Genomic DNA, 10,053 nt, shown 5'->3' with positions numbered 1-10,053 from the left:
AGCTTTCTCGCTTCCCGACTGGTCTTGACCTTTCCAAAGGGTCTGCCAGCTAGCACAGCGAGCGCTGGACCGCGCGCCATAAAGCGCAGCGTCCCGCCCGAAGAAACAGGCTTAAATTAAATTCTCAAGCAACCGCAAGATTCCCGACACAGGGCGTGCGTGACCTAATAGACCTCTGGCGTCCAACGAATTTTCACCGGCCGCTCTAGCGCGTCCACACATAGGGGACTGAAACGCGAGCATCTCAGATATTGCCGGGGTCGTTGGGTACAGAGTCCATCCGTATCCCGTACGTCCTATGCGGTTATCAAGCTTCATGCCCGCACCTTCCCCGTTCCCGCTTTCGCGAGTCCGGAGCCGGGAGGCTCCGTGTGGCCGGTCCCGCTGGCCTCACAACGAGAACTATCCTCGTTTCGAGTATAGATGTCAACACATTTCTAAAATTCGCTTGTGACCTGCACTTTTACCCTCGTGTACCAACCAATCACATGCTTGGTTTGATCTTGTTCAAGGGTCAAAAGATCTTCAAAGTGTGACGCAGGTCACACCGATGATTCGGACATTCGAGCATTCCGTGGGAGAATTCCGGCGCGTGCGGGATCGGCTCTCGCGCGTGCCAGCACTGCCGTTCGCCCGCACCCTGCCCGCGAATTCGGGGGGATCGGGGAAGCCCTAAGGGAATGCCTCTGTACGCCTCTACAACACACCATAGAGACGAGAAAATCGGGCTCAGGTCCAAGTACCTTAAAGGACACCTACTCCAGCCATAGAGACACTACAGACGCATACAGAGGCATAGGGAGATTGGCCGAGGTCTCGCCCGTGCGCGCGTCGCGCGGCTCGCGTGGATCGCACTGCTTGCTATTGCAAGCGCGCTGCAAGCACTTTGAGCGAATGTCATTACATAACGCTCAGTTAACCTACTTGAGTAGTGGGGATTGCGTCCCATTTCCGCTCAGTGAGGCAACGGCAACAGGTCTCAGTCAGGCGTTTCTGACAGTAGCCGGTTCGGATCACGCGCGTTTCCCTGTACCAATGTTCCTAACGCTGTGTGTCGATGCACGCTGCGTCATTGCAGGTCGAAGGGCTCTTGACAGGATTTCCGAAATACTCTCAGTAGTTTGACCTGATCAGGCACGGTGTGCGAGTAGGGCTATTCTCGCAAGTCCCAATGGCTCTACGTAGGTGGTCTAGAACGCGTTGTAACAAGCGTTTGGCCTTGACAGGTACCCCCCCACCCTTAAATGATCTTGCAGGGGTACCTTGACGGCCCGACCAGAGCCGCGCCGGGAGTACGGAGAGTGAGAACAGTGGCCGGTGATGCGGCGTAACTGCTAGCTCACGGAAGGTCACGGAGCTGCGGAAGCCACGGAATCACGGGAATTCGGGCAATTAATCTAATTAATTGAATTAATTGGGCTAATTGAATTAATTAGATCTAATTCGGTGGGATAGGATACGTCGCATGCAACCAGGAACCCGCATCATGTTCGTTCGATACGCCGAGGACGGTACGGCGACGGTGCAAAGCTGGGGAGTCTTCCCGCCAGACGCTCCGGAACTGGCGAGCGCCTATACGTCGATGGTCGAGCGGTTCGGGGAGCCGGACCAGCAGGACGTGATCGCGCCAGAGGACACCGGAGATGGCGGTTCGCGCTTCAGTCTCCGGTTCTGGTGATCGTGTATCGTGCGGCTATTGGCCCCGCACTCGCGGGGGATAGTCCTCTGAGGGCGAGGACAGCCGCTTTCTGAGCGGCATGCTCCCCACGCATGCGGGGGTTTGTACCCGAGACCCCATCGGGCACCTTCCCCTGCTCGCGTGTTGGAGGACCTGTGCTGAAGGACGCCACCAGATACCGCTACGGCAATCGCGATGATGCGGCCCGATGCGCCCATGTCGATGAGGAGAACGCCCGCCGCCGGGAACTACTGGCCGCCGCCCATCCGGCTTGGCTACGCCGGGCTCTCCTGGAGGCCATCAGAGACGGCGTCAGTCCCCGCGAAGCGGCCGAGCGGTTGCGTACGAGCTTCCAGGCGATCTACGCCCTGGCGCGCATCGATCCGGAGTGGGGGCGCGAGCTGGACGAGGCGACTTCGGCGGCCTGCACCTGTGAGGGCACCGGCTGGAAGCGCCAGGAGCCGCGAAAGCGCTGTCATTGCCCTATTGCTCGCGCCTATCGGGCTGAGGAGTCGCGCCGGGAACGGGCTCAGAATCCGTGACCCGACTGTTACAAAAGGGCTTTGGTGCACTGCGGGCTTAATTAAGAGGCTCGCGACCGCCTTTCGACGGCGTAGCGGCCCCTTCTACGCTGGGATAACCCTTAAATAAGGCCCACAAGCACGTCTGAAGGCTCGAAAAAGGGGTCCTGACCTGCGTAGACACTCGTCGGAGGTCGGTTGCTGCGGTCGGCCAGGGCTGGGAGAATGGAGGCATCCCAAAAGACCACCTGGCGACAGGAGCTATTTCGCATGCCTACGACCAAGAAGGCCCCGCTCACGATTCTGGAGAAGGTCGCGCTCGGGAAGAAGTACAGCCGCTCGGAAGCAGAGGAACTGAAGGCCGACATCGAGACCTGGTCCGGCCACGCGGAGACGCGTCAGGGTCAGCTCCAGTCGCTCTCCCAGGCGGAGCTGGCCAGCCTCGTTGAGCAGGCCGAGGCACTGGAGGAGCTGGGCGGCATCTTCCCGCAGATCGCCGGGCACCTGACGGCCTTGGCCAACCTGACGGCCGACCTGGGCTCGATCGAAGAGAAGCTGGGCGAGTTCACCGAGGTGGCGGAGTCCTTCTCGGAGCACGCCGGTACGTGGATCGAGAATGAGGAGGACCGCGAGACCATCGCGGAGGCGAGGGATGAGATGGAGGGCCTGGCCGATTCCCTGAAGGACCTCAAGGCCGAGCTGCTGGAGCTGGGCGTGGACGTCGAGCTGGAGGCGTAGCTGCTGGGCGGGATGCGTGCGCTTGCGTCTTTCACACCGGCACGGCAGAGTGTACGCATCCCGTCTTTCACACAGGAGCGACATGCTCATTTACGAGGACCTCTGTGTCGGCCTGCCGGTCGTCGCGGAGGGCAAGGAATATCGAATCAACGCCTACGACGCCGACGGCATCACCCTGGGATCAGTGCTTCCGATCTCGTCGGGGGAATCGCGCTACGCGTTCTGGTACATCCCGCGTGACCAGGTCTTCGACGTCATCACCTATGACGGTGACGCCGACTACCACGAGTCCGGCGGCGTCCTGTGCGATGACTGCGGGAAGCGCGTCCGGCCGAGGAGCCTGGAGTCCCTTCCCGAGCACGGCTGCACCGAGCGTCAGCACGCACGGCGGGAGGCTGCGGCGTGATCGAGGTCAAGGAGGGCGACGAGGTCCGTCTCTTCGAGAGCTACTACAGCGGGAGTCGGCAGCCTGGCGGCCAGCCGGGAATCGTGAAGAGCGTACGCCGGACCCTGTTCGACGCCGAGTTCAACGGTAACGGGACGTTCACGAGGACCTTCCGCCTGGAAGACGGCTACCTGAACGAGAAGAACAGCCGGACGTACGTCAAGACGGTTGCCCAGGCCGAGCAGGACGTTCGATACAACAACGCCATGAACCGGCTGCAACACCACAAGATCGCAGTGCGGGACGGGCACAAGCTCGACCTAGATCAGCTCGAAGCGCTGGTGGCGCTGCTCGACACGTTCGAGGCGGAGGAGTCGGCGTGACTGAGCTGACAGACAAGTCGGAGCTGCCTGCGCTGGTGTCGTCCACACTGAAGGAGATCCTTCAGCACGGTTGGACGATCGATGGTTTGGTCCTGATCAGCGAATATCCCGGACCTAGGTACTACATCTCGGCCAAGAACGTCCTGTGGTGGCTGACTTTCTGGGTCGATTCCGATGGCACCGAGGAGTGGAAGATCCGGAACTGCTCGATCGTCTGGCAGACCATACGAAGGACGAAGGGCGGTTACCTCAAAATCTCGGTCGCTGACCTACACCACGTTCTGACGCTATCGCGCGAGGAGCTGGAGATGTGGTTCGAGAACCGGCAGACGCAGGAGGCGGGGGAGTGACTGAGCCCGTCAACAACGTCCGCATGATCGTCAATCTGCGATTCGAGGGCGATTACTTCGACCCTGACGAGCTGGTAGACGTCGCCAGCGGTTGGATCTATGCCGGTCTGGAAGACCGTGACAACCTCGTTGGCACGAAGATCACTGGAGAGCTGCTGCCGACGAGCGACACCGAGGAGGCGGCGTGATCCAGGACGCGATTGGCCAAGCGCTGCGGCCCGGGTACAAGGTCGCCTTCGCGGGCCAGGAGTACGGCAAGCCGACGATCAACTTCGGTGTGGTGTCGGAGCTGGGGGAGGACAAGGTCTGCGTCGAGCGGACGATGCGCCTCGGCCACCCGAACGGAAAGCAGGACGGCCAGCGCCGCAAGGTCTGGGTCGAGCGATGGAAGGTCGCGCGGCTGGCTGCCGACGTCATCTTCCCGTGGGAGAACGACTTCACCTGGGAGGGGTCGTGAGTGAGCTTTCGTCGAACAAGGACATCTTCCGGCACCTGCGCGAGGCCGTCGCGGGCAACGCCGTGGCATTGGCCTACATACAGACGATCTCGGAGGAACTTGACCGGCAATATCAGCGGCTCTGGTACTTCGGTAACGACGGTCGCACGTACAACGACAAGGACATGCGCAAGTACCGAAAGGTCGAGCTGGAGGCACTGCACGATGTGGCCGCCGCGCTGCTGGTCGTGTCGCCGACGGTCGTGACTGAGGCGGTGGAGCTGCCGTCGGTGACGGTGGAGGGCGACGATCTCCCGGAAAAGCCGGGGGATGGGTGGGTGTGGATCCTCACCATGGACCGCCGCCGTGGTGTGTCGGCTCCTACGCAGCTCGGCGTGTGCGACAACGCGGAGAGCATGCGCCAGGCGGTGAAGGGCGCGCTGGCCAAGGCCGAAGGGTGCAACCTCGCCGTCCGGACGGTGTCAGATTTCGCGACCATCTACTCGGGTGACGAGATCCCGAAGGACGAGCTGTGGGTCTGCACTGACGGGACAGCGGCCTGGAGCAATCGCTTCCTGATCAGCGCCGAGCGCTTCACGATGAACGAGCTGATGGAATGGGAGGCGGAGTGAGCGAGAGCAACCGCCCCCTCGCGGTTGGCGACGTCATCCACGGATTCGCCTATGGCGCCTTCGGCCGCGACCACTTCTACTGCGCTCGCGTCGAGGCTGTCGGCCGTGATTGGGTGGTCGTCCGATCGTCGCTCGGCACCGTGGAGTTCTCTACCTTCCTGGATCTCGTCCAGCAGGCCCGCGACGAGGTGTGCCCCAACGGGAAGTACAACTGTGAGCCGGGGGAGTCGTAGTGAAGGAAAAGATGGCCCGGCTGCGCGCGGTCATGGAGGCGCATAACGTCCTGCGGGAGAGTTACAGGCGGGTCCACGAGCACGTCGGTAAGGCGCAGAGCGCGAAGCCGGATGAGGTGGCAGCGGCGATGCGCGAGTACCAGAGGATCATGGACGGCCTGGAGAATGAGGTCAACACCCTGATAGACCAACTGGCTGCGGAAGCTCTGAAGGACGACCCGCTCGCGACCAAGGACGAGTCATGAAGCCGTACCTGGTGATGGACGTGGACGGTGTCATCAACCCGACGGCTGAGGAGCCTCGCGGCTACAGGAGGGTCGCCTACCCCGGATCGGAGCAGGACGGCTACGTCTGGGTCAACGATGATCACGTCCGCTGGCTGGCCGAGGTCCTGCCCCGCGTCGAGCTGGTGTGGGCGACGAGCTGGAGCACGGAGATGTGGGCGTTGCGCTGGCTGGCCAAGGAGCTGGGGCTGCCGGAGGATCTGCCGTGCATCGACGTCGGCAAGTACGGCGGCGTGACTTTCGGCCGAACGGCGAAGATCGGGCCGGTGGAGAAGTACATCGGTGACCGGCCGACGGTATGGATCGACGACGTCTTCGGCGGCAAGGACTGGGGCTGGGCGTTGGACCGGACGGAGGAAGGGATCCCGACGCTGCTGATCAATCCGCCGTCGCATCTGGGCCTGGGCTTCATCGACATGGGCCGCGTGCTGGCGTGGCTGGACGAGCAGGAGAACGGCTGACCGAGGCGTAGACAGCGAAAGGCCCCGGAGTCCGAGATTCCGGGGCCTTTCTCGTTGCCGTCGCTAGTCGTCTTCCCTATACGAATCCAGGAGGGCGGCGGCCTCTTCCTTCGCCCCCTCAGGGGCCTCGTCGTCGGTCAGCTCCACGTACCTCACCAGATCTTCGCGGCGCAACCTGGTGCCGTTCCCGATAGTCACCCAGGGGGAGCCCCACTGGCTACGGCCACGCATGCTGGACGAGCCGAGACTGTCAGCTCGGACGAGCATCTGCTTGGCCTCCTCGCGCGCCTCCTCAGCCGCTTTCTCGGCCTCGAAGTCAGCGACCTCGGCCGCCGTTCCAGCGAACACCCAGTCCATGGCGATCGTGGACATGACCACGTAGTAGTCCTTGTCCCGGTCCGGCTTGATGTAGTAGCGACTCACTCGTCCTCCGCTCGCGAAATCAGTGTGAGGTCCGCCGGATGGAAGTCCATCGTCTTCCCATCGTTAGTTGACTTGAGGACAACCTGACTCCGGTTGAGGGCCACGATCCACCCCTGCCCGTGTATCCAGTGCTTGGGTCGGTTGTACGCGTCTCTGGTGGGCTCGACCTCACAAAGATCGCCTTCGCGCATAGACGTGCCGTCTAGGTAGATCTGCTCCCCGGCCCGGCGCCGAGCGTCAGTGTCGATGGCATTCACTATCAGCTCCTCCTCTCGGGCCTCGGGCCAAGGGGCTTTGGCGTCAGGAAGGCCCGTTCCATGCCGACGACCGGCGCACCCGCCGGGCCGATCAACCCCTTGGTGATGATCAGGATCGGCTTGTTCTCCTGCGTCTTCTCGTACCACTGCCAGCGCCAGTGCTTCCGGCGAGGGAATCGCACGGAGTACTCCCGGCCGGAGCCGCCCGCCGACGACCCTCGTACCTTCCCGCTGCCGGTCTGCTGCGTGAATCGCGTGACCTGGATCTTGCCGTTGAGGTTCGGGTGCTTCCTGCGGGCGCTCTTCAGCCGCATCTCGTTGCTCTTGCTGCGCTCCTTGGGCTCTCCGCGCTCCAGAAGCTCCTGGCGGATGATCGCGAAGTACGACAGGAGGACCTGCATGTACGGCGACTTCTGGCGCTTCTGGGCGAAGTTGGGATCGAGGCCCTCCTTCCACAGCTCCATCGTGCCTTCGTCGCCGATCGTCCAGACCACGGAGGCCACCGGCAGTACGCGGGGGTTCTCCTGCGGGTCCATCCCCAGGTCCGTCGTACGCGCGTAGATCATGAGCATCAGCATGTAGGCGCCGTCCAGGTCGCCATCCCCGAAGAAGGTGACGCGTTCGTCGTCGGCCTTCAGCACCATCCAGGACATCGCCGCGACCGGCATTGAGTTGCCGTCCTGGGGAATCGGGTCCGGCAGCGGCTCGGCGAAGTGCACGAAACCCGTGGGGGTGAGGATGTCGGTGAGGTAGGCCGTGGTGGACGGGTAGCTCTCCCACATCTCGCTGAGCGTCTGGCACACGTCCACTGGCGGTACGAAAGTCGGCCCCGCGATCAGCTCCTCCCGGTGCAGATCCCGCAGCTTGGCGGCGGTGCTGAGCTGGCCGGGCGTCGCCTTGGTCAGTGGTATGCCGGACAGGTCGGTCACCATCATCACCGCGAGCATCATCCGCAGGCCGATCTGGGCGTCCCCGAAATACTTGATGAGGGAAAGGCGGCTCTTCACCGCCTCCTCCACCGCCGCTTTCTCGTCCATCAGTTGTCCCCCTCCAGAACTCCTACCCGTCCGACGGGAGATTCTTTATCCCGCCGCACGGCTTACAGAGAAATCCGCGAGTGGCGCCGTCGAACTTTTCGGCTTCGCGAACAATCTCCGCCGCACGCTTACTGGTTACTGAGATAGAATTGAGCTGGTGTAGGTTGGTGGTTCCCTTAGGAATGTACTTGCAGCCGAATTTGTGTACGCTAACCGACACGATGCGACCGGCATAGGTGACGCCCCATGTTATCGTGATTGCGTCGGCCTCAGAATATTGCTCTTCGTTGGCAAGCCAGTTATTCGACTTGTTCCATTCAGCTAGCTGCTCTTCGTATTTCTGTTCAAGTTCGGGGCTGTACTTAAATAACCTCTTGGCCGCCTCTTCGTTAATTCCACTGCTTGAACATGCCCTTTTAAAGGTGTTCCCTTTGAGCATCTTTCTGAGAATCTCGTTAGCGCGATTCTTGTGGTACCGCGCCTGTGCCTCATGGCTCTCGCTCATAAGCTCCGGTTTGGCGTCAAAGAGCTGTCGTATTTCTGTCATGGGTATCCGCAGTTGTCTGGCAGCCTCCTCGGGCCGTCCGGATTTCTCGACACGCTCCAGAAACTTGCCCCACCACTTGACTTGCATCAGATATCCCTCCAGCGGATGTCCCGCCGCACTCGCGCGATCTTCTCGATTACGCTGCCTGCCTGGTCGCTTGGCTGCTCGACTTCCGCCATGCCGTGATCGGCGGCCTCCTTGCCGGAGGAGAACAGCGGGACGGGGGAGACGTAGTCCGTGACCGCGTAAGCCTCCTCGGGCGTCATCCGACCCGTCATCGTAGCCACTCGCAGCGCCAGCAGCTCGTCACCGTCGTGACATCCGGCCCACCCTCCGCAAATCCGGGAGGCCGAGTCGCGGTCTTGCTGGTGGCACAGAAACACGGTCGGCGGCTGCTCTCCCGTCGGCCGGTCGTACTCGCGGAGCTTTTCATACTCCTCAGGTGCCCATACGCCGGAAGGGACGTCCTTGCGGTAGGGGCAGCTCTCGCACGGGCGGGGAGCTGGGCGGCGATACTTCACGCGTTCTCCTTCGGTGTGTCGGTCCGTGCGTTCTCCGCCTCGATCTCCCGATAACGCTTCTGAATCCACCAGTTGACGAGGGCCACCACTGCCTCAGGGTCGTCCACCTCGCCGAAATCCTTCTGGATGTAGTCCCCGGCCTCGCCAGCGGGCACGTGCCAGACGTTAGACACCAGCGTGTACGTCCACGGGCTATCGGTGAACTCGACATCCACCGTCTCGTCCTCGGTCACAAAGACCTGCGCTGCGGTGTCGGTCATTTCTGGCGACGGCGCTGGAATGGCGTACCCGGCCGCAGTCAGCGCTGCGCGGACCGCCTCGGCCGCCGCTGCCTGCTCCTCCTCGGTGAGGACCTTGCGGATGGCGAGCGTCGAGCAGACGTAGACCGCCTTGCCAGGGTGGCCTTCTACGAGGCCCTCGTTTCGCAGGAGGGAGAGAGCGTTCTTCATCGTGCCTAGGGAGACACCGTTCTTCGCAGCCATTTCCCTGATGGGATGGAGCTGCTGGCCTGGCTCCAGGACGCCGTTGAGGATCAGGCGCCGCAGCCCGTCAGCGATCTCCGTATAGGTCGGATGTTGGTTAGCCTGGTTAGACTGGTTAGCCATGTGGAAGACCTTAGTGCATGCCCGACGACCTGTCTACCTGTGTGAAAGACGGGCTGGGGTGCGTTGCATTTTCTTGCAGTACCCGCTTGCCGCTGGCCTGCCGCCCCTGCGGCCTCCTAGCGTTGTGACCATGGACGAGACCCTTTTCCGCGAGTTCTCCGAGATCTGTGACGGCATCGCCGAAAATCCGGGCCGGAACGCATGGCCGACGCACGATCTCCAGCGCCTCCTCATGTACCACGGCGATATGAAGACGTTCAACACCGTGGTCGCCGGTCTCGTCACCATGGCTCACCAGCGCAAGCCGGACGCCCCGGCCGAGCTGCTCGCGTCGATCTACGCCAAGCTGTCGGAGGCGGCGGAACTGCCCTTCCCCCAGCTCGCCCTGGACCGCGCGCACGCGCTGATCACCTACTTCCAGACCGGCGTGGAGGAGATTCCCGGCGAGGGCCAGGAGATGGAGATGGTTGACGCGCTCTCGGCCCTCGCGCTGATGTACGTGATGTGCTTCTTCAGCACGTAGGCCGGGAACGCCGAAGACCCCCGGATCTCTCCAGGGGCC

18 protein-coding genes are annotated in these 10,053 nt (G+C 62.3%); 13 read left to right on the top strand and 5 right to left on the bottom strand.

The window, feature by feature from the left end:
• Positions 1-1,465: 1,465 nt before the first annotated feature.
• From ACIBCT_RS35245 to ACIBCT_RS35190, 12 genes are all read left to right on the top strand, one after another.
• A complete protein-coding gene (locus tag ACIBCT_RS35245) occupies positions 1,466-1,678 on the top strand; it encodes a hypothetical protein (RefSeq protein WP_399196191.1) in 213 nt (70 codons plus the stop codon).
• Positions 1,679-1,833: 155 nt separating this feature from the next.
• Positions 1,834-2,220 (top strand): hypothetical protein, encoded by a 387-nt coding sequence (locus ACIBCT_RS35240; RefSeq protein WP_399196189.1) that lies wholly within the window; start codon positions 1,834-1,836, stop codon positions 2,218-2,220.
• A gap of 249 nt (positions 2,221-2,469) precedes the next feature.
• Positions 2,470-2,937: a hypothetical protein gene (locus ACIBCT_RS35235; RefSeq protein ID WP_399196187.1), complete on the top strand. Its 468-nt coding sequence runs from the start codon at positions 2,470-2,472 to the stop codon at positions 2,935-2,937.
• An 82-nt stretch (positions 2,938-3,019) separates the two neighbouring features.
• Positions 3,020-3,343, top strand: a complete 324-nt coding sequence (locus ACIBCT_RS35230; protein WP_399196185.1) for a hypothetical protein — start codon at positions 3,020-3,022, stop codon at positions 3,341-3,343.
• Positions 3,340-3,705, top strand: a complete 366-nt coding sequence (locus ACIBCT_RS35225) for a hypothetical protein (protein WP_399196183.1) — start codon at positions 3,340-3,342, stop codon at positions 3,703-3,705. Before ACIBCT_RS35230 ends, ACIBCT_RS35225 begins: the two co-directional genes overlap by 4 nt.
• Positions 3,702-4,055 carry a hypothetical protein gene (locus ACIBCT_RS35220; protein ID WP_399196182.1) on the top strand — a complete coding sequence of 118 codons (354 nt, stop codon included), beginning with the start codon at positions 3,702-3,704 and terminating at the stop codon, positions 4,053-4,055. Before ACIBCT_RS35225 ends, ACIBCT_RS35220 begins: the two co-directional genes overlap by 4 nt.
• Positions 4,052-4,243 carry a hypothetical protein gene (locus ACIBCT_RS35215; protein WP_399196180.1) on the top strand — a complete coding sequence of 64 codons (192 nt, stop codon included), beginning with the start codon at positions 4,052-4,054 and terminating at the stop codon, positions 4,241-4,243. The genes ACIBCT_RS35220 and ACIBCT_RS35215 overlap by 4 nt, the downstream gene beginning before the upstream one ends.
• On the top strand, positions 4,240-4,512 hold the full coding sequence (locus ACIBCT_RS35210; protein ID WP_399196178.1) for a hypothetical protein: 273 nt from the start codon (positions 4,240-4,242) through the stop codon (positions 4,510-4,512). Before ACIBCT_RS35215 ends, ACIBCT_RS35210 begins: the two co-directional genes overlap by 4 nt.
• On the top strand, positions 4,509-5,123 hold the full coding sequence (locus tag ACIBCT_RS35205; protein ID WP_399196175.1) for a hypothetical protein: 615 nt from the start codon (positions 4,509-4,511) through the stop codon (positions 5,121-5,123). Before ACIBCT_RS35210 ends, ACIBCT_RS35205 begins: the two co-directional genes overlap by 4 nt.
• Complete coding sequence (locus ACIBCT_RS35200) at positions 5,120-5,356, top strand: hypothetical protein (RefSeq protein ID WP_399196173.1); 237 nt, start codon at positions 5,120-5,122, stop codon at positions 5,354-5,356. Before ACIBCT_RS35205 ends, ACIBCT_RS35200 begins: the two co-directional genes overlap by 4 nt.
• Positions 5,356-5,601 (top strand): hypothetical protein, encoded by a 246-nt coding sequence (locus ACIBCT_RS35195; protein WP_399196171.1) that lies wholly within the window; start codon positions 5,356-5,358, stop codon positions 5,599-5,601. Before ACIBCT_RS35200 ends, ACIBCT_RS35195 begins: the two co-directional genes overlap by 1 nt.
• On the top strand, positions 5,598-6,101 hold the full coding sequence (locus tag ACIBCT_RS35190) for an HAD domain-containing protein (RefSeq protein WP_399196169.1): 504 nt from the start codon (positions 5,598-5,600) through the stop codon (positions 6,099-6,101). The genes ACIBCT_RS35195 and ACIBCT_RS35190 overlap by 4 nt, the downstream gene beginning before the upstream one ends.
• A gap of 63 nt (positions 6,102-6,164) precedes the next feature.
• On the opposite strand, the gene ACIBCT_RS35185 is transcribed toward ACIBCT_RS35190, so the two are convergent.
• The 5 genes from ACIBCT_RS35185 to ACIBCT_RS35165 form a co-directional block, all read right to left on the bottom strand.
• On the bottom strand, positions 6,165-6,524 hold the full coding sequence (locus ACIBCT_RS35185) for a hypothetical protein (RefSeq protein WP_399196167.1): 360 nt from the start codon (positions 6,522-6,524) through the stop codon (positions 6,165-6,167).
• A gap of 259 nt (positions 6,525-6,783) precedes the next feature.
• Positions 6,784-7,818, bottom strand: coding sequence for a hypothetical protein (locus tag ACIBCT_RS35180; RefSeq protein WP_399196165.1), 1,035 nt, complete (start codon positions 7,816-7,818; stop codon positions 6,784-6,786).
• A 22-nt stretch (positions 7,819-7,840) separates the two neighbouring features.
• Positions 7,841-8,452, bottom strand: coding sequence for a hypothetical protein (locus ACIBCT_RS35175; RefSeq protein ID WP_399196163.1), 612 nt, complete (start codon positions 8,450-8,452; stop codon positions 7,841-7,843).
• Positions 8,452-8,886, bottom strand: a complete 435-nt coding sequence (locus ACIBCT_RS35170) for a DUF6283 family protein (RefSeq protein WP_399196161.1) — start codon at positions 8,884-8,886, stop codon at positions 8,452-8,454. Before ACIBCT_RS35170 ends, ACIBCT_RS35175 begins: the two co-directional genes overlap by 1 nt.
• On the bottom strand, positions 8,883-9,491 hold the full coding sequence (locus tag ACIBCT_RS35165; RefSeq protein ID WP_399196159.1) for a winged helix-turn-helix domain-containing protein: 609 nt from the start codon (positions 9,489-9,491) through the stop codon (positions 8,883-8,885). Before ACIBCT_RS35165 ends, ACIBCT_RS35170 begins: the two co-directional genes overlap by 4 nt.
• Before the next feature lie 130 nt (positions 9,492-9,621).
• Between ACIBCT_RS35165 and ACIBCT_RS35160 the strand changes: the two genes are divergently transcribed.
• Positions 9,622-10,014, top strand: a complete 393-nt coding sequence (locus ACIBCT_RS35160) for a hypothetical protein (RefSeq protein WP_399196157.1) — start codon at positions 9,622-9,624, stop codon at positions 10,012-10,014.
• Positions 10,015-10,053: the final 39 nt, after the last annotated feature.

It is taken from the genome of Streptosporangium sp. NPDC050855 (assembly GCF_044456585.1).
Classification (GTDB): Bacteria; Actinomycetota; Actinomycetes; order Streptosporangiales; family Streptosporangiaceae; genus Streptosporangium; species Streptosporangium longisporum.
This window is presented reverse-complemented; position numbering and strand designations above follow the sequence as displayed.